Annotated in this window: 18 protein-coding genes and 1 riboswitch; of the genes, 10 read left to right on the top strand and 8 right to left on the bottom strand. The window is 59.8% G+C overall.

Features of this window, described 5'->3' with window-relative positions:
• The first annotated feature begins 55 nt into the window (after positions 1–55).
• A complete protein-coding gene (efp, locus tag RHIBUN_RS0101230) occupies positions 56–625 on the top strand; it encodes an elongation factor P (protein ID WP_018855880.1) in 570 nt (189 codons plus the stop codon).
• 148 nt (positions 626–773) lie between these two features.
• Here efp and RHIBUN_RS0101225 read toward each other — a convergent pair whose 3' ends face one another.
• Together RHIBUN_RS0101225 and RHIBUN_RS35030 are read right to left on the bottom strand one after the other, a co-directional pair.
• Positions 774–1,037 (bottom strand): YMGG-like glycine zipper-containing protein, encoded by a 264-nt coding sequence (locus tag RHIBUN_RS0101225; protein ID WP_018855881.1) that lies wholly within the window; start codon positions 1,035–1,037, stop codon positions 774–776.
• Positions 1,038–1,063: 26 nt separating this feature from the next.
• Positions 1,064–1,219, bottom strand: a complete 156-nt coding sequence (locus tag RHIBUN_RS35030; protein ID WP_018855882.1) for a DUF3309 family protein — start codon at positions 1,217–1,219, stop codon at positions 1,064–1,066.
• Positions 1,220–1,733: 514 nt separating this feature from the next.
• Between RHIBUN_RS35030 and RHIBUN_RS0101215 the strand changes: the two genes are divergently transcribed.
• The 5 genes from RHIBUN_RS0101215 (at position 1,734) to RHIBUN_RS0101195 (ending at position 7,922) form a co-directional block, all read left to right on the top strand.
• Entirely contained in the window at positions 1,734–4,772 is a 3,039-nt protein-coding gene (locus RHIBUN_RS0101215; protein WP_025658087.1) for a helicase-related protein, read from the top strand.
• A 4-nt stretch (positions 4,773–4,776) separates the two neighbouring features.
• Positions 4,777–5,181, top strand: coding sequence for an RNA-binding S4 domain-containing protein (locus tag RHIBUN_RS0101210; RefSeq protein WP_025658086.1), 405 nt, complete (start codon positions 4,777–4,779; stop codon positions 5,179–5,181).
• Between the two features lie 194 nt (positions 5,182–5,375).
• Entirely contained in the window at positions 5,376–5,714 is a 339-nt protein-coding gene (gene fdxA, locus RHIBUN_RS0101205; RefSeq protein ID WP_025658085.1) for a ferredoxin FdxA, read from the top strand.
• A gap of 394 nt (positions 5,715–6,108) precedes the next feature.
• Positions 6,109–6,681 carry a CarD family transcriptional regulator gene (locus RHIBUN_RS0101200; RefSeq protein WP_007528356.1) on the top strand — a complete coding sequence of 191 codons (573 nt, stop codon included), beginning with the start codon at positions 6,109–6,111 and terminating at the stop codon, positions 6,679–6,681.
• Positions 6,682–7,058: 377 nt separating this feature from the next.
• Positions 7,059–7,922 (top strand): RNA polymerase factor sigma-32, encoded by an 864-nt coding sequence (locus RHIBUN_RS0101195; RefSeq protein ID WP_018855886.1) that lies wholly within the window; start codon positions 7,059–7,061, stop codon positions 7,920–7,922.
• A gap of 53 nt (positions 7,923–7,975) precedes the next feature.
• Here the strand turns inward: RHIBUN_RS0101195 and RHIBUN_RS0101190 are convergent, their stop codons facing one another.
• From RHIBUN_RS0101190 to RHIBUN_RS0101170, 5 genes are all read right to left on the bottom strand, one after another.
• On the bottom strand, positions 7,976–9,520 hold the full coding sequence (locus tag RHIBUN_RS0101190) for a M48 family metalloprotease (RefSeq protein ID WP_025658084.1): 1,545 nt from the start codon (positions 9,518–9,520) through the stop codon (positions 7,976–7,978).
• Positions 9,521–9,767: 247 nt separating this feature from the next.
• On the bottom strand, positions 9,768–10,484 hold the full coding sequence (locus RHIBUN_RS0101185) for an ATP-binding cassette domain-containing protein (RefSeq protein ID WP_025658083.1): 717 nt from the start codon (positions 10,482–10,484) through the stop codon (positions 9,768–9,770).
• Positions 10,477–12,111 (bottom strand): thiamine/thiamine pyrophosphate ABC transporter permease ThiP, encoded by a 1,635-nt coding sequence (gene thiP, locus RHIBUN_RS0101180; RefSeq protein WP_025658082.1) that lies wholly within the window; start codon positions 12,109–12,111, stop codon positions 10,477–10,479. The genes RHIBUN_RS0101185 and thiP overlap by 8 nt, the downstream gene beginning before the upstream one ends.
• Positions 12,111–13,139, bottom strand: a complete 1,029-nt coding sequence (thiB, locus tag RHIBUN_RS0101175) for a thiamine ABC transporter substrate binding subunit (protein WP_025658081.1) — start codon at positions 13,137–13,139, stop codon at positions 12,111–12,113. The genes thiP and thiB overlap by 1 nt, the downstream gene beginning before the upstream one ends.
• 44 nt (positions 13,140–13,183) lie before the next feature.
• A riboswitch (TPP riboswitch) is annotated at positions 13,184–13,294 on the bottom strand.
• Between the two features lie 60 nt (positions 13,295–13,354).
• Positions 13,355–14,887, bottom strand: a complete 1,533-nt coding sequence (locus tag RHIBUN_RS0101170) for an MDR family MFS transporter (protein ID WP_025658080.1) — start codon at positions 14,885–14,887, stop codon at positions 13,355–13,357.
• Between the two features lie 118 nt (positions 14,888–15,005).
• On the opposite strand from RHIBUN_RS0101170, the gene RHIBUN_RS0101165 reads away from it, so the two are divergent.
• The 4 genes from RHIBUN_RS0101165 to RHIBUN_RS0101150 all read left to right on the top strand — a co-directional run bounded on the left by RHIBUN_RS0101165 (position 15,006) and on the right by RHIBUN_RS0101150 (position 18,820).
• Positions 15,006–15,536 (top strand): MarR family transcriptional regulator, encoded by a 531-nt coding sequence (locus tag RHIBUN_RS0101165; protein WP_025658079.1) that lies wholly within the window; start codon positions 15,006–15,008, stop codon positions 15,534–15,536.
• A 48-nt stretch (positions 15,537–15,584) separates the two neighbouring features.
• The gene (locus tag RHIBUN_RS0101160; protein ID WP_025658078.1) at positions 15,585–16,235 is read left to right on the top strand and encodes a thiamine diphosphokinase; all 651 of its coding nucleotides are present in this window, start codon (positions 15,585–15,587) and stop codon (positions 16,233–16,235) included.
• Positions 16,236–16,238: 3 nt separating this feature from the next.
• A complete protein-coding gene (locus RHIBUN_RS0101155) occupies positions 16,239–18,065 on the top strand; it encodes an ABC-F family ATP-binding cassette domain-containing protein (RefSeq protein WP_025658077.1) in 1,827 nt (608 codons plus the stop codon).
• A 137-nt stretch (positions 18,066–18,202) separates the two neighbouring features.
• Positions 18,203–18,820 carry a DUF5666 domain-containing protein gene (locus RHIBUN_RS0101150; protein ID WP_025658076.1) on the top strand — a complete coding sequence of 206 codons (618 nt, stop codon included), beginning with the start codon at positions 18,203–18,205 and terminating at the stop codon, positions 18,818–18,820.
• Positions 18,821–18,824: 4 nt separating this feature from the next.
• Here RHIBUN_RS0101150 and RHIBUN_RS0101145 read toward each other — a convergent pair whose 3' ends face one another.
• Positions 18,825–20,651, bottom strand: a complete 1,827-nt coding sequence (locus RHIBUN_RS0101145) for an ABC transporter ATP-binding protein/permease (protein WP_025658075.1) — start codon at positions 20,649–20,651, stop codon at positions 18,825–18,827.
• Between the last annotated feature and the right edge of the window lie 18 nt (positions 20,652–20,669).

Genomic DNA, 20,669 nt, shown 5'->3' with positions numbered 1-20,669 from the left:
GGGCTGTATCGACAGTCCTCTACGACGCCAAAAGCCGAGTTACAAGGAAGTCTTAATGGTCAAGGTCATCGCCTCTTCCGTCCGCAAGGGCAACGTTCTCGACGTGGATGGCAAGCTCTACGTCGTTCTGACTGCCCAGAACTTTCATCCGGGCAAGGGCACGCCGGTCACGCAGGTCGACATGCGTCGTATCGTTGACGGCGTCAAGGTCTCCGAGCGCTGGCGTACAACCGAACAGGTCGAGCGCGCCTTCGTCGAAGACGTGAACTTCCAGTATCTCTACGAAGATGGCGAAGGGTTCCACTTCATGAACCCGGCGACCTACGACCAGGTGGTCGTGAACGATGAAACGATGGGCGATCAGAAGGCCTATCTGCAGGAAGGCATGACCTGCATCCTGTCGATCCATGAAGGCGTTCCGCTGGCTCTCGAACTGCCGCGCCACGTGACCCTCGAAATCACGGAAACCGAACCGGTCGTTAAGGGCCAGACGGCCTCGTCCTCCTACAAGCCGGCAATGCTGTCGAACGGCGTGCGCACCATGGTGCCGCCGCACATCAACGCCGGCACGCGCGTCGTTATCGCCACGGAAGACAATTCCTACGTCGAGCGCGCAAAAGACTGACTGTCTGCCGCATGCGCCGAGTAAACTAAGCCGCTTTGGAAACGAGGGGCTTTTTTGCTGTCGGCAGTTAGCTGATCCGGCGGTTGCTCAAACAAAAAGCGCCAGTCAGGCCGGCGCTTTCGATCTCAAAAATAGTAATCCTAGCGCCTTAGTAGCGCGGGCAACGTGCCTCGTAACGGCGCCCGTAGCGGTCTCTGTAGACGCAGTAACCGCGACGTTCAACGGACTGGCCGATCAGTGCGCCAGCGAGACCGCCGGCAACGGCACCGATTGCAGCACCGCCCCAGCTATGGCTGACGGCACCGCCGATAATAGCGCCGGAACCCGCGCCGATTGCGGTTCCCTGTTCCGTCGCCGTGCAGGAAGCAAGTGCGCCGACGAGGGCGCCAATGAGCACAATCTTCTTCATCATGACATAACTCCCAGTTTTTTCGTCGCTTAGATGCGACCCATTAGCACAAGAATAACAATAATGAGGAGAACTAGCCCTAAACCGCCGGAAGGTCCATAGCCCCATCCGCGGCTATAGCCCCAATTTGGTAAGGCGCCGATCAAAAGCAGAATAAGGATAATGAGCAGTATGGTGCCAAGCATGGTTCAAGTCCTCGACGTCATTACACCTGGAATGGACGAGAAACACACATCTCCGATTTTTGTTCCATATGTATCAAATGTTTGGTTTTAGCGGCAAAATGACCTAATCGTACGCCGTTTTCCGTCCCGCCGCGTAATATTGCCCCCATGACAACAAGACACGGGCAGATGTCGCTCGTCGATTTCGGACAAAACGACGTTGACAGCCTGGACAAGATTGCGTTGCACGTATGCCGCGAATTTCGAGATTCAGCATCTTGTGGGAAAAAGTGATTCAAAATCAATACTTAGCCGTGAACAAACACTGAATCATGCGGAGTCTGCGATTCGTCTCCGATTCGTTCTCAAGCTGTTCCGAATCGCAAAACGAGCAATCTGCAAGCTATTCGCGCAACAGAAAACTGCGGAGTAAATTCAAATCGGCCCTTGCGTTTGAGACAACGGCTGTCCATGTGTGTGCTGCTCGGAGAGGAGCTGACTTGACCTGGGGCACCCTCGCCTCATCTGCAGGACCATGACACTGACATCGCAGCCGATGATACTGAGTGGGCGCGGAGTAACCGCGGTGCTCGGACCAACCAATACCGGCAAGACGCATTATGCCATTGAGCGCATGGTTGCCCATGGCACCGGCGTGATCGGGCTGCCGCTGCGGCTGCTGGCGCGCGAGGTCTATACACGCGTCGCCGAAAAGGTCGGAATTCAAAACGTTGCCCTGGTAACGGGCGAAGAGAAAATATCGCCTCCCAACGCCCGCTTTTCGGTCTGCACCGTCGAGGCAATGCCACGCGAGACGAAGGCGGCGTTCGTCGCCATTGACGAGGTTCAACTCGCCGGCGACCTCGAGCGAGGGCACATCTTTACGGACCGGATCCTTCATCTGCGCGGCCGCGACGAGACGCTGTTGCTCGGCGCCGGTACAATGCGTCCGATCCTGCAGCAACTGCTCCCTGGAATTACCATCGTCGAGCGTCCCCGGCTTTCCCACCTGTTCTATGCCGGACAGAAGAAGATTACCCGCCTCCCGCAGCGTTCGGCGATCGTCGCCTTCTCTGCCGACGAAGTCTATGCGATTGCCGAGTTGATCCGCAGGCAGCGCGGCGGGGCCGCCGTCGTTCTCGGAGCCCTCAGTCCGCGCACCCGCAATGCGCAGGTGGCACTCTACCAAGCCGGCGATGTGGAATATCTGGTCGCCACGGATGCGATCGGCATGGGCCTCAATCTCGACGTCGACCACGTCGCCTTCGCGCAGGATCGCAAATTCGACGGCTATCAGTTTCGTAACCTCAACCCCGCCGAACTTGGGCAGATTGCCGGCCGTGCCGGTCGACATGTTCGCGACGGGACGTTTGGCGTCACCGGTCAGGTCGATCCCTTTGATGAGGAATTGGTTGAACGCATCGAAGGCCACGAGTTCGACAATGTGAAAGTGCTGCAGTGGCGCACGAAGAACCTCGACTTCAGCTCCCTGCATGCGCTCCGCGTGAGCCTTGAGACCGGCCCTACGGTTTCTGGCCTGACACGCGCGCTCCCCGCCGTCGACCAGCAAGCGCTGGAACAGCTGTCGCGCTACCCCGAGATCATCGACCTTGCGAACAATCCGGCGCGCGTCGAGAAACTATGGGAAGCCTGCGCGCTTCCGGACTATCGCCGCATTGCACCGGCCCAACACGCCGATCTGATTTCCACCCTCTTTTCCGATCTCGTCCGCTATGGCACGGTAAACGAGGACTTCCTTGCCGAGCAGGTATACCGCGCGGATCGAACAGACGGTGAGATTGACACGCTTTCGGCGCGAATCGCGCAGATAAGAACTTGGACCTATGTATCGAATCGGCCCAATTGGCTTGCCGATCCGACACACTGGCAGGAAAAGACGCGGGAAATCGAAGATCGATTGTCCGATGCGTTACATGAAAGGTTGACGAAACGCTTTGTTGATCGCAGGACATCTGTGCTCATGAAGCGCCTGAGAGAGAATGCGATGCTGGAAGCTGAAATCAGTGTAAATGGCGATGTCTTCGTAGAAGGACATCATGTGGGGCAACTGTCGGGATTCCGGTTCACGCCCATTTCGGGAGCGGAGGGACCGGACGCTAAGGCTGTCCAGTCTGCTTCGCAGAAGGCGCTCGCTCTGGAATTCGAGGCACGTGCGGCTCGCCTCCATGCGGCCGGCAATGGCGACCTCGCGATCAGCTCCGACGGTTCGATCCGTTGGCTGGGCGACCCGGTGGCACGCCTGGCAGGCAGCGATCATGTCATGCGCCCGCGTGTCATCATTCTCGCCGACGAGCAGTTGACCGGCAATGCCCGCGACCATGTGGCCGCTCGTATCGAGCGCTTCGTAAATCACCACATCAGCACCGTCCTGAAGCCGCTTGACGATCTGTCCCGCGCAGAGGACCTGCAGGGCCTTGCAAAGGGCCTGGCATTCCAGCTTGTCGAGAACCTCGGCGTACTGTTCCGGCGCGACGTGACCGAAGAAGTGAAGTCGCTGGATCAGGATGCGCGGGCCTCAATGCGCCGCTACGGTGTCCGCTTCGGCGCCTACCACATCTTCGTTCCGGCACTTCTCAAGCCCGCCCCGGCAGAGCTCATCACGCTCCTCTGGGCGTTGAAGAATGATGGCCTCGACAAGCCAGGTTATGGCGATCTCATTCCCGTGCTGGCGGCAGGCCGTACCTCGGTCGTTACCGATCCGGGCTTCGAGCGCACCTTCTACAAGCTGGCCGGCTTCCGGTTCCTTGGCAAACGCGCGGTCCGTATCGACATTCTGGAGCGCCTGGCCGACATTATTCGCCCGCTCCTTCAGTGGAAGCCGGGCCAGGCCAATCGTCCCGAAGGCGCTTATGACGGTCGCCGTTTCACGACGACAACCGCCATGCTTTCGATCCTCGGCGCAACGCTGGAGGACATGGAAGAGATCCTGAAGGGGCTCGGTTATCGCGCCGATGCCGTCAAGGCGGAAGAGGCAGCTGCCCATCTGTCGGCTCAGGACGCTGCCGCAGCGCCGGCGACCGAGACGGCGGTTGAGGATAATGCGGAGAAGGCAGATCACGACGATGCCGACAGCGCATCGGAGGAAGCCCCTTCCGAAGCCCCAGCTGCTGTTGAAGCAGTGGCAGCCGAACAGCCGGTCATCGCAAATCCCGAAGAAGCCGAGGAGCCGAAGCCGGTCCTTCTCTGGCGCCTTGGTGGCCGTACGGACAACCAGCGTCAGGCTCGCAGCCCGGGCGAACGCCGTGGCGGCAACAATCGCGGCCAGGACCGGGGGTCCGAACATCGCCGCCAGGGTGCTGCGAATGGCGAGGGCCGCGACGGCAACCGCCAGCATCGCGGCAAGGATGGCGGCAAGCCACAGCAGGGACGCGGTGACCGCAACGAACAGCGTGGCGACCGTCAGGACCGTGGCGACCGCAAGGATCGCAACAACAACCGTGGCGGACCACAGCCGTTGCGCTTCGAGGCAAAGCCACCGCGCAAGGAAAAGCCGATCGATCCGGATTCTCCTTTCGCCAAGCTCGCTGCCTTGAAGGAGCAGATGAAGAAGTAAGCGGATGAGCAGTGAGACACAGCCAGGAGGCGGTTCGCGACAGCGCATCGACAAGTGGCTGTTCTTCACGCGCATGGTGAAATCGCGCTCGCTGGCACAAAGCCACATTCAATCCGGGCATGTGCGGATCAACGGCGAGCGCGCCCTTCAACCGAGCCAAATGGTCAAGACGGGCGACAGGGTCGAGCTGGCGCTGGAGCGCCGCGATGTTGTCCTCATCGTCAAATCGGGCGGCGAGCGACGTGGTCCCTACGAGGAAGCCCGGCTGCTCTATGAGGACCTGACTCCGCCACCCGACGAGGCAAAGCGCCTGACACCTTACGAACAGGCGATGCGCGCTACGGGCACGGGCAGACCCACGAAAAAGGACCGCCGTGCAATCGACAAGCTGATGTCGGACGAGGATTAGAAAACTCTGTCCGAACAGCCGGGTTTTGCGACGTCTTTATTCTTGAAATCCGCAGACAAAGCCGATACGTCACAATCAACTTGCCGGATAGCGTAAATGCCTCCCCCGCATTTCACTGCTTCCTTTCCGGTTAGGGGAAAGGCGCGACGTTCCAGGTTGCCCGGCCCCATTGTGTGGAAGTCCTGGAGTTCTTCATGACCTATGTCGTGACCGACAATTGCATTCGCTGCAAATATACCGATTGCGTGGAAGTCTGCCCCGTCGACTGTTTCTATGAAGGCGAGAACTTCCTCGTCATTCATCCTGACGAATGCATCGACTGCGGCGTTTGCGAGCCGGAATGTCCTGCCGAAGCCATCAAGCCGGATACGGAGCCGGGCCTCGACAAGTGGCTCAAGGTCAACGCCGAATATGCGAGCATTTGGCCGAACATCACGATCAAGAAGGATGCCATGCCGGAAGCCAAGGAAATGGACGGCGAAACCGGCAAGTTCGAGAAGTACTTCTCGGAGAAGCCTGGAGCGGGCGACTGATCTTCCCCCAAACCTCGGCCTGAAACCGGGTTCAGTGACGTAGAAAATGCCTGAAGCGTGCCTGCAGCATATGGGTGTCATGTGTTGCGCGCATGACTCAGGTGCAGCAAATTATTGATTTCGTCATATTTTTGTGATAGGTTCCCGACACTGATCCATTTGCGGCATGAAGTATGCCCAAACCACCACGAAAGCAAAACAAATCCAAAAACGCGGTTTCCGTGACATATCAACGCCTTGAGCTGTGAGGCTCTAAGCTTGTGCGCATGGATATGTTTGTTTTTGTCCGGTGGGACCAGAAGTAAGTCACCCGACGGATCCGACCGTCTCATCCGGGCTTGACTGACCCGGCTCCGGCTGCAGCCGGGAGCGTAACAGGGAGTGTTTGAATAGAATGACGACCCAGCAGAAAAAACCTTCTTCCGCACGTCACGGCTTCAAGACCGGTGAATCGATCGTGTACCCCGCACATGGCGTCGGTACCATCAGCGCCATCGAAGAGCAAGAAGTAGCAGGCATGAAGCTTGAACTTTTCGTTATCGATTTCGAGAAGGACAAGATGCGTCTGAAAGTGCCGGTCGCCAAGGCCATGAGCATCGGCATGCGTAAGCTCTCCGAAACCGATTTCGTCGAGCGTGCATTGAAGGTTGTGCAGGGCAAGGCGCGCGTCAAGCGTACCATGTGGTCCCGTCGCGCCCAGGAATATGATGCGAAGATCAATTCCGGCGACCTCATTTCCATTGCTGAAGTTGTCCGCGATCTCTATCGCGCCGAGAACCAGCCGGAACAGTCCTATTCCGAACGTCAGCTGTATGAAGCTGCACTTGATCGCATGGCACGCGAAATCGCTGCCGTGAACAAGATGTCGGAAACCGAAGCCGTTCGCCTCGTCGAGACCAACCTCAACAAGGGTCCGAAGCGCGGCAAGGCAATCGAAGAAGACGAATCTCAGGATGAAGCTGCATAAGCTTTCCTTGTTTTTCCTGAAAAAAAACCCGGCCTTGTGCCGGGTTTTTTATTGGAACTTTTCCCGAGGTGGCGCGTTTTAAAGATGTAGCTGCGGACCGCGTCGGGAACTGACATTACCCTCCTCGAACGCTCGCATCCTGGAAACGATCGATGAGGAGCGGATCATGCCTTCCACGTTCTGCCTATCCGGCAACTTGAAGAAACTGGTCCTACCCGGCCGTATTACCGGCGCATAACCCTAAGCTAGGGCCCCATCTGGAAACGTCCAGAGTTCGGGGCCTTTATACGTTCAAGACATGAATTTGATCTGGGCAGCCAATGTCCGGAAGCAAGATTTCTTTGCCCTTTTTTGGCGTCACGCCTCAGGAGACCGATATGAAGAACATGTCAGCAGACCGGCGCATGATCAAAATCGCCATGGCGGCTCCCTACCTTGCTCGCGAAGAGGAACACGATCTCGCAATCCGCTGGAAGAACAATGATGATCGTGGCGCCCGTAACCAGATCGCCATGGCCCATATGCGTCTCGTTATCTCGATGGCCGGAAAGTTTCGCAACTTCGGCCTCCCCATGAGCGACCTTGTCCAGGAAGGCTACGTCGGTCTGCTGGAGGCTGCGGCCCGCTTTGAGCCCGAGCGTGATGTCCGCTTCTCCACCTATGCAAGCTGGTGGATCCGCGCCTCTATCCAGGACTACATCCTTCGCAATTGGTCGATTGTTCGCGGCGGTACGAGTTCTGCCCAGAAGGCCCTGTTCTTCAATCTTCGCCGTCTGCGCGCCAAGCTTGCCAGGGGCGACACGCAGCTCACGCTCCAGTCCATCCACCAGGAAATCGCCGCAGCCCTCGGCGTCAGCCTTTCAGACGTCCAGACGATGGACGCCAGGCTCTCGAGCAATGACGCCTCGCTCCAGGCGCCCTCAGTCTCGGGTGATGCCGACAGCGCCGAGAAGATGGATTTCCTCGTCAGCGACGATCCTCTCCCAGACGAGCAGGTATCGAACATGATCGACGGCGAGCGCCGGCGCAATTGGCTCGCTTCGGCCCTGAAGCACCTCAATGAGCGGGAAATGAAGATCATCAGCGCCCGCAGGCTCGCCGAAGATGGCGCTACGCTTGAGGAACTCGGTGCAGATCTCGGCATTTCCAAGGAGCGCGTCCGGCAGATCGAAAGCCGGGCGATGGAAAAACTCCGCAGCGCTCTCGTGAGTGCTGACCCGTATATGGCCGCATCGGCCTGAAAGAGCTTACTCCCCCAGTGATGCAACTGGCCCGGTGAAAACCGGGCCTCTTTCTATTCCGCAATAATCTTGACGCGGTCGCCGGGAGAGACAGCGGCGCCGGTCGGCAGGGCATTGATAAGCTTGAAGAGATCGAGCTTTCGATCCGTGCCCATCATCCGCGAAGCAAGCGTCGTGATGTTCTCGCCTGGCCGTACCTTGACGACCCGGACCCGCAGAGGCTTCAGGGAAGCCGTTTCTTCCGGGGTCATGCGACGGAAGCTTGCCCGCAAGACGTCGGCCGTCTGCTGCAAGACCGGGCTTCCCTTCGGGACGGCCGTCAGGAACCGGAAAATCTGCGCATTGTTGCGGATCACCGTGACGTCGAAATCCCAACGATCTGCACTCGCGCGTGCCGTTGCGGCCTCCATACCGTTGACTGTGATCTGCTGAATGGTCGACGGATCGAGACCGGTAACCCAGCCGCTCGAGATATAGTTGGTTAGGCTTTGGTTCTGGTTATCGGCAACACCATCGAAGCGGATTGCGATGTCGCCCGGACCGGTCGCCATAACCGCCTCGACTTTGTTGTCGATCTTGAAATCGGGAGGTACGTCGAAGCGAATGCCAAGCCCGCCATGCAGGAAGGTCTGGCCGCGGACATAGCCTTCCTCCGGACTGTCGCCGTAGAGCAGGCCATCGATCCCATCGAGATAATAGTCCCTGCCCGTATCGCCAACCTTGCCTTCCTGGCCGAAAGCACGTGCATGATCGCGCGCGAGTTCGATGCGCTGCGCAGAGTTCGGGTGGCTGGAGAGGAAGTCGAGGCTCTGATCCGCCTCAGGATCGACCGACATGAAACGGCTATAGGCGGCCATGGAGTCCAGGAACCGCGCAGCGGCATAGGGATCATAGCCTGCTTCACCAAGCATACGGACGCCGATCACGTCGGCCTGCAATTCCTGCTGCCGCGAGAAAGCAGCCAATCGGAGCTTGCCGCGCGCCAGAGCCTGCTTGCCGGCAATATCGCTCGACAGCACCTCGGCAACGACGCGGCTGGCAATGACTTCCGCCTCCTCGCGCTTCTGCCGTTCGATGCCGTGGTTTGCGGTAACGTGGCCCATCTCATGCGAGAGAACGGCAGCGACCTCGGATGCGTCGTTGGCGAGCGCCAGCAGACCGCGTGTCACATAGAGATAACCGCCCGGCAGAGCGAATGCGTTGATAGCCGGCGAGTTCAGGATGGTGATGCGATAGGACTGGCTCGGGTTCTCGGAGACGGCCGTCAGCGCGCCCGTGATCCGGGCGACCAGGCGCTCGGTCTTTGCATCCTTGTACTCGCCTCCATAGCTCGCAACAATGCGCGGATGTTCGCGCGCACCCATGGCAGCGCGCGGATCGTTCTTCTGGACTTCATCGACGATCTGCGGATTGGAGGACGGCGCAACGCTTGGCTGATAGGACTGCTCGAGAATGGACTGACAACCATACAGCGCCATGCTTGTCGCACAGACGACCGAGGCTCGTCGCACCAGACGGCACGCAGACGAGAGCACATCACTGGAAGGCGCGGGGAATTTCCACGTCGGCATACTGTCCAGTCTGGCTCTCCAAGTCATCTTGCGTGTCAACCGGTCCACTTCCGCGACCCGGCCGGTCTCATCGTGATTCAACAGGCGTCCGTCCCCGCTCTTGCACTGCACAATCGGGGACACAAGTCTTTGCTGTAACTGATTTCCGCATCGGTTGCATAGCGAGACTCTGAGTAAATGTGGCGCCGTTGTATTTTAGCAAGCCTAACGTGCTTTTGAGTTTCCTCGGTCGCCTCAAATTATGGCGAAAGTGCCGTTGCGACTGCCAGATTCGTCAACTGCGGAGAAATTGCGTCAATCCTGGATGGTCCGCGCGGCCCAGAAATTCGTCAATTGGAGCCGCCACGACAATCCTGCCGTCTTCAAGGAAAAGACCGAAGTCTGCGATCCGTTTCACCTCGTCCGGATCGTGCGAGACGACGACGACGGTATTGCCGGTTTCACGATGCATGTCGAGCAGCAGCGCCGCCATTCCGTTTCGCAAACCGGGGTCAAGCGCCGCGAAGGGCTCGTCCAGCAGCAGCACCGGCCGGTTGCGAACAAGCGCGCGTGCAAAGGCTACCCGCTGCCGTTCCCCGCCGGAGAGCGTCCCTGGCATCCGCCGCTCGAAACCGGCGAGTCCCACCTTTTCAAGCGAAGACGAGATGGTTCGGCAATTTGCGGTCGTGAGTTTCAACGACGGGTTAATGCCAAGGCCGATGTTGGTAAAGATATCGAGGTGCGCGAACAGATTGTTATCCTGGAAGACCAGGGAGACCGGCCGCTGCGCCGGGTAAACCTCGGTCACATCTTTTCCGGCGATCAGGATCCGCCCCTTGAGAGCCGTGTCGAAGCCGGCAAGCAGATTGAGGAAGGTTGACTTGCCGGCCCCGGACGCCCCCGTCACGGCAATTACGGCACCGGTGGGAAGCCGGCAATCAAACTGAAAATTCTGATTGCCGAGCTGAAGACCGACCCGCTGCATCTCGATCGCGAACTTAGGATCAACCATGGACGGCAACCTCTCGGCGCACGGGGCCCATCGTACCGGCAATCGTGAGCAGCAGGCAGGCGACGCCAAGGATCAGCGCCAGCCCATCCGCATCGTTCGTCCGATAGCTGCCCATACGGCTATAGACGAGCCATGGCAGGGTGACGAAGCCGTCCGAACCGAACAGCGCAACCGCGCCCAGATCGCCGAGCGACAGCGCCATCGCGAACGAAAATGCCGTAAGCATCGGCTTGAACAGGGCTGGCGTGTCGATGAGGCGCAGCCGCGCCCAACCTGTGACACCGAGACTCGCCGCAAGCTTCTGCGTCCGATGCTCGTGGACGATGAAAGCCGGCTCAAGGACACGCATCACAAAGGGCAGCGACATCAACGCGTTGATGGCGACAATCAGCAGCGGAGCGACAGCACTCACGTCACTGACATTTCTCAAGGCAAGGAACCAACCGGTCGCAAGGACGATTGGCGGCACGAGCAACACCAGCGACGACGCGCCGCCCATGGCGGCAAAAAGAAGCCTCCTGCCGAAGGTCCCTGAACCCCGGAGAAGCGCCGCACGGCGCGCGCTCACCAACGTCATCGAAATCAGCAAAGCGAGAGCCGCCGCGGAGATCGAGATAGCCAGGCTGGTCGCAGCCGATTGCCAGAAGATGGGCTCGCGCAAGAGCTTCATCAGATCGGACCGCAGGCCGGCCAGGACCACAGACATTAGAGGGAACGCTAGAAACAGCGTGGCAAGCAGCAGGACGCCACTATCCGCAAGCCGCGCGCCCGGTAGTCGCCCATCCGGACGCCTGACAGGCTTGCCAACTGTCATCCCTTCGTCCTCGGGAGCGGGGAGAAGCGACAGGGCTCCGAGGATCATTGATGTAAGTACGATCTGAAGCAGGGAAAGCGTAACGGCACGGCCAGGGTCGAAATCGAAGCGCAGGGACTGATAGATGGCAACCTCGACCGTCGTTGCCGCAGGGCCACCACCCAACATCAGCACAAGCGTGAAGCTCGTGGCGCACAGCATGAAAATCAGGCCGGCGATACCGGGGACGACCGAGCGCAGGACCGGCCATTCGATGAAGCGAAAAGTCGAGCCGGAGCGCATGCCCAAGCCACTCGCCATCAGCCAATATTCCGATGGCACACGGTCCAGTGCGGCCAGCATCAGGCGGGCCGCCAGTGGCATGTTGAAGAAGACATGCGCCAGCAGGATCCCCGAGAGCCCATATATGCTGACCGGTTCCGCCAGGCCGAACTTAAGCAGCGCCGAGTTCATGATGCCCTGCCGCCCCCAGATACCGATCAATCCGAGCGCCCCAATCAGAACAGGAAGCCCCATCGGCACGGCCATCAGCCTGATAATCCAGATACGGCCGGGGAAATGCCGTTGACGCGCCAGGGCTTGCGCGACCGGAATGGCAAAAACGATGGAGAGCGCGGTGGAGAGCACGGCCTGCAACAGCGTGAAACGCAATATCCGCAGGATGTACGGTTCAAACACGGTCGCAAGAATCGACGAACCGCCGCTCGAGAGAAGCAAAGCAAGGATCGCAAGGCCGACGAAAGCGATAATGCCGGCGAGGCTCGCGGCCCCGCCCAGCATCGCCCGTCGCATCTCTGCCTTGGTCAAAAGCATCAGTTCATGCTCATGGCAGCCAGCCACTCGTCGATCCAGGCTTTGCGATTCTCGGCAACTTCGTCAGAGCTCATCAGAAAGGTCTTTGATGGCTTCACGAGCTTGCCGAACGCATCCGGCAGCGGTTGCGATGTCGCGGAAACCGGCATCATCCAGTTGTTGGTCGGAATGGTGTCCTGGAAGCCCGGCGTCACCATGAATTTCAGGAAATCGCGCGCAAGTTCCTTGTCAGGCGCATTCTTCAGCAGTCCGGCCACTTCGATCTGTATGTAATGGCCCTCTGAAAATGCAGCGGCCTGGTAGCGGTCCGTATTCTCCGCGACCATGTGATAGGCAGGCGATGTCGTGTAGGAAAGCACCATCGGTACTTCCCCCTTGGTGAACAGCCCATAGGCCTCTGACCAACCGGGCGTTACCGTCAAAACCCGCTTCTTGAGTTTCGCCCAGGCCTCCGGCGCCTTGTCGCCGTAGACGGATTTTACCCACAACAGGAGACCGAGCCCGGGCGTCGAGGTGCGCGGGTCCTCGATGACGATCTTCTGCGAAGGGTCGCCTTCGACTAGGTCCTTCATGCTTTGCGGCGGGTTCTTGATCGTCTGGGTATCGTAGATGACGGCGAAGTGGCCATAGTCGTACGGCACGAATACATCGTCCTTGTAGTCGCCCGGCACCTTGAGCCCGCCGACATCGATACCGCTCGCATCGAACAGGCCGGTCGCCTTCGCTTCCGTGGTCAGGTTCGTATCCAAGCCAAGCACGATATCTGCCTTCGTGCCGGCGCCTTCGAGCTTAAGACGCGACAACAGTGCCACGCCATCCGCCACGCTGACGAAATTGACATTGCAGCCGCAGGTCTTCTCGAACGCTTCCTTGACCTTCGGCCCCGGACCCCATTCGGATATGAAGCTTTCATAAGTGTAGACGGTAAGCGTCTTGTCTGCCGCCTGCGCGCCGGCGCCGGTCAGGGTTGCAGTCGCGATGAAGATCGTGGCAAGCAACGAACGGCTCGGGAATTTGAATTTGAACATGGCACCTCTCCTCTGGTTTGCTTGAAGGGGAAAAGGGCGGTGCCAGATGTCACGCGTCTAATCCCTCCGCCGGTGTTAGCCGGATCAGGTTCCGCGGGTTGGCTTTCAGCCTCTCAGCCGCGTGCCTGATGGCACGGGCACCCCGTTAGAGCGCTTGAGATGTATCGCCACGCTAGGCGTCTTGCAAGGGGCGGCCCTTGGGCCGCCATTGGCATTTACTCGGCGGCTTCGGCACTTGCCGCCGGTCGCACCTCTACCACGCGTGGCAACTGCGTGGGTTTCAGCATCAAGGCAGCACAAAGGCCGATGAGAGCGATCGCGCACGAAGCGATGAAAAGCGGCGTGAACGCATTGGCATAGACGTCGGCGACGGCCTGCCGCACCTGCTCCGGCAACGCCGCGAGCATCTTTGGCGTCAGCTGCTCGATATCGGTCACGCCGGGAATGGAGAGTCCGGTCTTGCCGAGCTGCGAGCCGATGATCGCACCATAAATGGAGATGGCAATCGATGCACCGCCCATGCGTGACAGCGTCACTGATCCCGTTGCGGCGCCGACGTCGCGCGCCGGAGCGGCATTCTGGACGCCGATGACCGGGACCTGCTGTGCTAGGCCGACGCCGAAGCCGTGGAGAGCCATCACCGCCCCGATCACCATGACCGGTGTTCCGACATGAACCTGAGTGAGCAGCACAAACGCGATGGCACTGCAGGTCAGGCTTGCGATCGCGAACGGCTTGTAGCGCCCGGTGATGGAGATGATGCGGCCCGCAGAGAGCGACCCGCAGACGATGCCGCCGGTCAGAAGAATGAAGAAGGCCCCGGCCGCGGACGGCGAAAGGCCGGTCGTCGTCTGCAGGAACAATGCGAAATAATTGACCATGCCGATGCCGATCGCGCCACTCATGATTGACATGATGAGCAGCAGGCTGAATGTCGAATTGCGAAACAGCGACAGGGGAACGATCGGCTCCGCGGCGCGACGCTCGACGAAGATCCAACCGATCGCCGCCGCTACACCGAGCGCCATGATCGCCAGGCTTTGAGGAGCGACAAGCGAGCCGAAAACCTGAGAGCCATCGGCGGCGAGAACGATGCTTGCCGTCGTCAAGGCGAGCAGCAGGGCGCCGGCGTAATCGATCTTCGGACGGCGGTTGGGCTTCCGGTAGGGCAGCATCAAAGCCAGACCGACAAGGACGACGAAACCGATCGGAACATTGACGAGGAAGATCGAGCGCCAGCCGAAAAGATCGCTCATTGCCCCGCCAAGGACGGGTCCGATAGCGCCCGAGGCCATCAGAACGAGGCTGGAATAGCTCTGGTACCGCGCCCGTTCGCGCGGCTCGAAGAGGTCCGCGTTGACGGCGAAGATCGAGACCATGATCCCGCCTCCGCCAAGTCCCTGCAGCACGCGGGCCGCAATCAGCGTGTTCATGGATACCGCCAGTCCGCAGACGGCGGAACCGACCGTGAAGATCATGATCGCGGCCATCATTACATACTTGCGGCCGAAGAGATCACCGAGCTTGCCATAGAGCGGCATCACCGCGCTCACGGCGAGAAGATAGGCGGAGCCGACCCAGCTGAACCGCTCGAGGTGGCCGAACTCGCCGACGATCGTCGGCAAAGCCGTTGCGACGATCTGGTTGTCGAGTGTCGCCATGAACATGGCCGCCATCAGGAAAAGGAAGAGGATGAACCGCCGGCGGTGATCCGTCACAAGCGGCGCCGCGGCAATTTGAGTATCCATGAAGTGTCGTTCCATATTGGGGAGTGCTTATTTATGTGCTATTAGCATATATTTGTCAATGTCACTTGATTGACAATGGCATATTTTCAATTGACGCCTGAGATGCTATGTTTCCGCAATGAACGAGAGCTTGACGAATCTGACCGATACTGACGCCGAGACGCACGAGCCTGACATCCTGCGCATTGGGCAAAGCATGACCCGTATGCGTCTCATGACCGGGCGGAGACTGATCGGTCGGCTCGCGATCCAAAGTGTCGCACCGGGCCTCGAGCTGTCACACCTCGACGTGCTGGACGCTGTGCGGCGTGCACATGAGGCTGGCGACGTAACGGTTGGGACGATTGCCGAGATGATGCGGATCGACCCCTCGCGCGCAAGCCGCATCGTCGCTGAAATGGTGGGGCGGAATATTCTGCGGCGAAAGGCATCTCAGGCGGATGCGCGGCGGATCATCGTCGTGATGACGCCGCTCGGGCAGAGGCTGCTGTCGGAAATACGCGCGCAGAAGCTCGCATTCGTTTCCGAAGTGGTCAAAGACTGGAAGCCGGAGGAGATCGAGGCGTTCGGAGAGCTATTCGAGAAGTTCATTTCCGGCTTCGAAAGTGTTTTTGACGCTCGCGTCAAGGATATCGCTGACGAAGCCTGAGCCGCGGCCCTTTCCCTTCCCCCCTGGTTTGCGCTATGGGCAGTGCCCATGAGCCAATCCACCTTCACCATTCTGCTTGGCGGCGAGTTGCAGATGACCGACCGCCTGCGACATGCCATCTCGGGCAGCCGTTTCATAGCCGCCGATGGTGGCATGCGTCATGCGGCAGCGCTCGGCGTCGTTCCGGAATTGTGGGTCGGCGATTTCGATTCCACGCCGGCGGATCTCGAAGCCGCTTTTCCTGACGTCCCCAGGCAACCTTATCCCGCTGCCAAGGCCTCAACCGACGGCGAGATTGCGGTTGCGGAAGCGGTCGCCCGCGGCGCGAAACACCTCGTCTTGGCCGGCGCCCTTGCAGGCGAACGTTCCGACCATGCCATCCAGCACCTGCTCTATGCCGTCAGCCTGGCGGAGCAGGGTTATGACGTACTGCTCACGTCTGGCAGCGAAGAGGCTGTGCCGCTGATTTCAGGCGCAATCGAACTGGACCTGCCACCAGACAGTCTCTTTTCGGTGCCTGGCTTCAGCGAACTTCGCGGCCTGACAATCGAAAACGCGCGCTACCCGCTTGCCGACTTCCATTTGCCCTTCGGCTCGTCACGCACCATTTCCAATGTCGCGAAAGGCAAAGTGCGCTTTTCGCTCGAGAGCGGCCGCGCCATTGTGCTCGCCCGCCCCTATGATCTTTCCGGAGTCTGATCTTTGGCGCCTCCCATTCTGAAACTCGACGACGTCTTTCTCAGCTTCGGCGGCACGCCATTGCTTGCCGGCGCCGCCCTGCAGGTGGAGCCCGGAGACAAGATCTGTCTCGTCGGCCGCAACGGCTCCGGGAAGTCGACGTTGCTGAAGATTGCTGCCGGTCTCGTCGAAGCACAGTCGGGAGAGGTCTTCCGCCACCCCTCCTCGACCGTGCGTTATCTCGAACAGGCTCCCGATTTCACCGGATTCAAGACGGTGCAGGCCTATGCCGAAGCCGGCCTCGGCCCGGGTGACGATCATTATCGCGTCACCTATCTCCTCTCGCATCTCGGCCTCACCGGTGAGGAAGATCCACAAAACCTCTCGGGCGGAGAAGCCCGCCGCGCTGCCCTCGCCCGCGTACTCGCGCCAGAACCCGACATCCTCCTGCTCGATGAGCCGACCAACCATCTCGACCTGCCGACCATCGAATGGCTGGAAGGCGAACTGCAGAAGAGCCGCAGTGCGCTCGTCCTGATCTCCCACGACCGCCGTTTCCTGGAGAAGGTTTCAACGGCAACAGTCTGGCTCGACCGCGGCGCATCGCGGCGGCTCGACAGGGGTTTTGCCCATTTCGAAGCCTGGCGTGACCAGGTTCTGGAGGCGGAAGAGCTCGAGCAGCACAAGCTCGGCAAGGCGATCGAGCGCGAAGAGCATTGGCTGCGCTATGGCGTCACGGCCCGGCGCAAGCGCAACATGCGCCGGCTTGGCGAACTGCAGACCATGCGTACTCAGTATCGCGGCCACAAAGGTCCGCAGGGCACCGTGCAGGCAACGGTTTCCGATGCGCAGGAGTCCGGCAAGCTCGTCATCGAAGCCGAGAAGATCACGAAGACCTTCGGCGACCGGCCGATCGTCGCTCCCTTTTCCATCCGCGTGCATCGCGGTGATTGCATCGGTCTCGTCGGCCCGAACGGCGCCGGCAAGACCACGCTGTTGAAGATGCTGACCGGGCAGCTCTTGCCGGACAGCGGCACGGTCAAGCTCGGGACCAATCTGGAAATCGCGACGCTGGATCAGAAGCGCGAAGACCTCAATCCGGAAGAGACGCTCGCCCATTACCTGACCGATGGCCGCGGCGAGAACCTCCTCGTCAACGGCGAGCAGCGGCACGTGACCGGCTATATGAAGGAGTTCCTGTTCCAGCCCGAGCAGGCACGCACACCGATCAGGAACCTTTCAGGCGGCGAGCGCGCACGGCTGATGCTGGCCCGCATCATGTCGCGCCCGGCGAATCTGTTGATCCTCGACGAGCCGACCAACGACCTTGATATCGAGACGCTGGATCTGCTGCAGGAAATCGTCGCCGGCTTCCCCGGCACCGTGATTCTCGTCAGCCACGACCGCGATTTCCTCGACCGCACGGTGACGTCGACAATTGCGCCGGCTGTGCCGGATGCACCTGACGGTCGCTGGATCGAGTATGCCGGCGGCTATTCGGACATGCTGGCACAACGAAAGGGCGCTATCGACGAGCGACGGAAGGCCGAGAAGGCGGCGGAACGAGCGAAGCCGCGGGAGGCAGCCGCTTCCGCCGAAACGGCAAAAGGAAAGGGCAAGCTTTCCTACAAGCAGAAGTTCGCGCTCGAAAATCTTCCGAAGGAAATGGCCAAGGCGGAAGCCGAAATCGCCAGGCGCGAAGAGCGGATGGCAGATCCCAGCCTGTTCAGCAAAGACCCCACCACGTTCAATCGCCTGGCGGCCGAGATGGAGAAATTCCGCGACAGCCTGACGAAGATGGAGGAGGAATGGCTGGAGCTTGAGATGCTGCGGGAGGAGTTGGAGGGCTGAGACAGCACACCCTCCCATTCCGCCCCATCTGTTGTTGGGCAATCTGGCTTCACTTTTCATTGATTCGTCAGCCTTCGACCGGCGGGACTAAGCTGCGCCCCGTAGCCGCAGTTCGTACGACGGCAAGGAAGCAGATCATGCCACACATTCTCAAAGCATTGACCGGGCTCGTCTGGGCCGCGGGTTTCCTCACTATCGCGTCACACAATGCGCTCGCCCAGGAGGCGCAACGTGTGCGCGGTGCGATCGAAAGCCTGAACGGCAACACGCTGGTGGTGAAAACGCGAGAGGGCACCGAGCAGACGGTAAAATTGAAGCCGGATTGGAAGGTCCGCGGCATCAGGAAGGCCTCCGTGGAAGACATCAAGCCAGGGGATTTCGTTGGCGTCGCCTCGTTGCCGAAAGCCGATGGCGGCGATGGTGCTCTCGAAGTGCTGATCTTTCCGGCAGCCATGAAGGGCACCGGAGAAGGCAGTCGCCCCTGGGACCTGAAACCGAACAGCACAATGACCAACGCGACCGTCGCTAAGGCCGTCAAGGCAGTCGACGGCCACACCATCACGCTCACCTATCAGGGCAAGGAAAAGACGATATCCATTGCCGACGATACACCCATCGTTACCATCGCCCCTGCGGGAAAGAAGGATCTTGTCGCAGGAGCGCGCGTGATCGTAATGGGTGAAAGAGCTGCCGATGGCACTGTGTCCTCGGCGAATGTCACGGTCGGCACAAACGGCGCCGTACCACCGATGTAAGTGCTCAGAGTGCTGGCGCCGGCGCGTTCGGTGCCTTTGCCACGACCTTCATTTCGGGCTTCGCATGCAGCGCTTCAAGATGCAGCACGCGCGGCTTGAAAGTCTCGACGTAAGTGTCTGACCGACCGATGTAGATCATCGTTGCCTCAGGCATGGAGGCGAGGACCTGCATCATCGTCGATTGCCATTCCGGCTCCATGCCCTCCAGCACTTCGTCGAATACAATCCATTTCGGCCGCACCAGAAGCAGGCGAGCGAAGCCGATCGCCCGCTGCTCGTCAGAGTCAAGCAGCTTGTCCCAGCGGGCGCGGGTATCAAGCCGGGAAACCAGATTTTGGAGGCCTGCCTTTTCCAGCGCCGCAATGACATCGTCATTCTGATAGGCGTCAACAGGTTCCGGAAACGCCAATGCTTCGCGAAGCGTACCACCCGGAATGTAGGCCGACTGCGGGACGAAAAGAATGTCGTCCGTGGGCGGCAAGCCGATCTTGCCGCCGCCGCACGGCCAAAGCTCGGAAAGCGCAAGGAAGAGCAATTTACGATTCACGTTGTGGTCGCCGTTGATCATGACCTTTTCGCCGGCCTTGATCGTCACCGCGCCTTCGTGCATGCGGAAACCACCGCACTGGTCGATGTCCTCACCGATCTTGGCGGCGATCCGGACATGCTCCAGCGTCAGGTTTCCGGAAGGGTTCCGTTCGTACTTGATCGTTCCCTTCATATTGATTTCGTCATTCATGCTGGTGAGCGCCTGCCGGAAATCGGTGACGCGCATCAGCGTGGCGCGCCATTCGGCGATGGGACCGAAATTCGCGACATACCAGCGAAGGGCGGTGTTGACCTGGTTGAAGGCGCCCACGGACACCATCAGCTGGCCAAACGTCAGGCCGCCGGAGAAGTAGGCGGGCGCGGCAACAATGATCGGGATGACAACGACGAGCCAACCGTAGCCGGCCGATACCCAGGTGAGGTTGACGTTGGCCATCGCCACCCGCTTGATGACGGCAAGCACCGCACTGATGTCGGTGTCGATACGTTTCTGCTCATTCTCCTCGCCGCGTGCCACGGTAATCGCCGGCATGTTCTCGTTGGCATGCATCAGCGCGAAGCGAAGCTCTGCTTCCTTCGAGAAACGATCCGCATTGAGCTTTACAAGCTTGCGGCCCACCAGTTGGCTGAGAATCGATGCGGACGCCGCATAAAAGATCGCAGCCCAAACCATATAGCCCGGAATGGAAAAGGAATGCGTGCCGAAACGGAAGATAAAGCCGCTTGAGAGATCCCACAGAACGCCGATGAAACTGATCAGCAGGATCGTCGCCTGCACCAGCCCGATCATCAGGCTCGTGGTGCTTTCCGCGAGGTTGCGGGCGTCTTCGTGCAAGCGCTGATCGGGATTGACGCCGATGAGGCCGCTGGCCGAAAGCCGAAGCGCACGCTTGCGCTGAAGCCACTGGTTGACAAGATCACGCGTCAGGCCTTCGCGCATGTAGACCGCGGTCATCTGATTGAGCCAGGCCTGCACGACGTTGAGCAGCAGCAGCATGCCGGCGATCAACGCGAAGACCTTCAACTGATGGAAGAAGCCGGGCAGATCACGCCGCGCGATGCTGTCGTAAAATGGCGCGTTCCACTGGTTGAGAATGACGGTGGCATAGGCGGTCGCAAGAATGATGGCGATCAGCGCAGTAGCGATCACCAAGACCCTTCCCCGCACGGGCGAATGCCAGAAAGCCGAGAACATGACCCTCAAGCGATAGCCCAGGCTCAGGTCGTATCCTACTCTGTCCTGCCCTTGAATGCTTGGCCTGCCTTTGAGGTCATCTGCCATTACGCGTCCCTAGTCGTC

It is taken from the genome of Rhizobium sp. IBUN, assembly GCF_000510625.1.
In the GTDB taxonomy this organism is placed as follows: domain Bacteria; phylum Pseudomonadota; class Alphaproteobacteria; order Rhizobiales; family Rhizobiaceae; genus Rhizobium; species Rhizobium altiplani.
This window is presented reverse-complemented; position numbering and strand designations above follow the sequence as displayed.

What these genes read in the sequence shown, in the direction of transcription:
- efp (WP_018855880.1), top strand. Translation starts at nt 56, where the DNA reads ATGGTCAAGGTCATCGCCTCTTCCGTCCGCAAGGGCAACGTTCTCGAC.
- RHIBUN_RS0101225 (WP_018855881.1), bottom strand. Translation starts at nt 1,037, where the DNA reads ATGATGAAGAAGATTGTGCTCATTGGCGCCCTCGTCGGCGCACTTGCT.
- RHIBUN_RS35030 (WP_018855882.1), bottom strand. Translation starts at nt 1,219, where the DNA reads ATGCTTGGCACCATACTGCTCATTATCCTTATTCTGCTTTTGATCGGC.
- RHIBUN_RS0101215 (WP_025658087.1), top strand. Translation starts at nt 1,734, where the DNA reads ATGACACTGACATCGCAGCCGATGATACTGAGTGGGCGCGGAGTAACC.
- RHIBUN_RS0101210 (WP_025658086.1), top strand. Translation starts at nt 4,777, where the DNA reads ATGAGCAGTGAGACACAGCCAGGAGGCGGTTCGCGACAGCGCATCGAC.
- fdxA (WP_025658085.1), top strand. Translation starts at nt 5,376, where the DNA reads ATGACCTATGTCGTGACCGACAATTGCATTCGCTGCAAATATACCGAT.
- RHIBUN_RS0101200 (WP_007528356.1), top strand. Translation starts at nt 6,109, where the DNA reads ATGACGACCCAGCAGAAAAAACCTTCTTCCGCACGTCACGGCTTCAAG.
- RHIBUN_RS0101195 (WP_018855886.1), top strand. Translation starts at nt 7,059, where the DNA reads ATGAAGAACATGTCAGCAGACCGGCGCATGATCAAAATCGCCATGGCG.
- RHIBUN_RS0101190 (WP_025658084.1), bottom strand. Translation starts at nt 9,520, where the DNA reads ATGACTTGGAGAGCCAGACTGGACAGTATGCCGACGTGGAAATTCCCC.
- RHIBUN_RS0101185 (WP_025658083.1), bottom strand. Translation starts at nt 10,484, where the DNA reads ATGGTTGATCCTAAGTTCGCGATCGAGATGCAGCGGGTCGGTCTTCAG.
- thiP (WP_025658082.1), bottom strand. Translation starts at nt 12,111, where the DNA reads ATGCTTTTGACCAAGGCAGAGATGCGACGGGCGATGCTGGGCGGGGCC.
- thiB (WP_025658081.1), bottom strand. Translation starts at nt 13,139, where the DNA reads ATGTTCAAATTCAAATTCCCGAGCCGTTCGTTGCTTGCCACGATCTTC.
- RHIBUN_RS0101170 (WP_025658080.1), bottom strand. Translation starts at nt 14,887, where the DNA reads ATGGATACTCAAATTGCCGCGGCGCCGCTTGTGACGGATCACCGCCGG.
- RHIBUN_RS0101165 (WP_025658079.1), top strand. Translation starts at nt 15,006, where the DNA reads ATGAACGAGAGCTTGACGAATCTGACCGATACTGACGCCGAGACGCAC.
- RHIBUN_RS0101160 (WP_025658078.1), top strand. Translation starts at nt 15,585, where the DNA reads ATGAGCCAATCCACCTTCACCATTCTGCTTGGCGGCGAGTTGCAGATG.
- RHIBUN_RS0101150 (WP_025658076.1), top strand. Translation starts at nt 18,203, where the DNA reads ATGCCACACATTCTCAAAGCATTGACCGGGCTCGTCTGGGCCGCGGGT.
- RHIBUN_RS0101145 (WP_025658075.1), bottom strand. Translation starts at nt 20,651, where the DNA reads ATGGCAGATGACCTCAAAGGCAGGCCAAGCATTCAAGGGCAGGACAGA.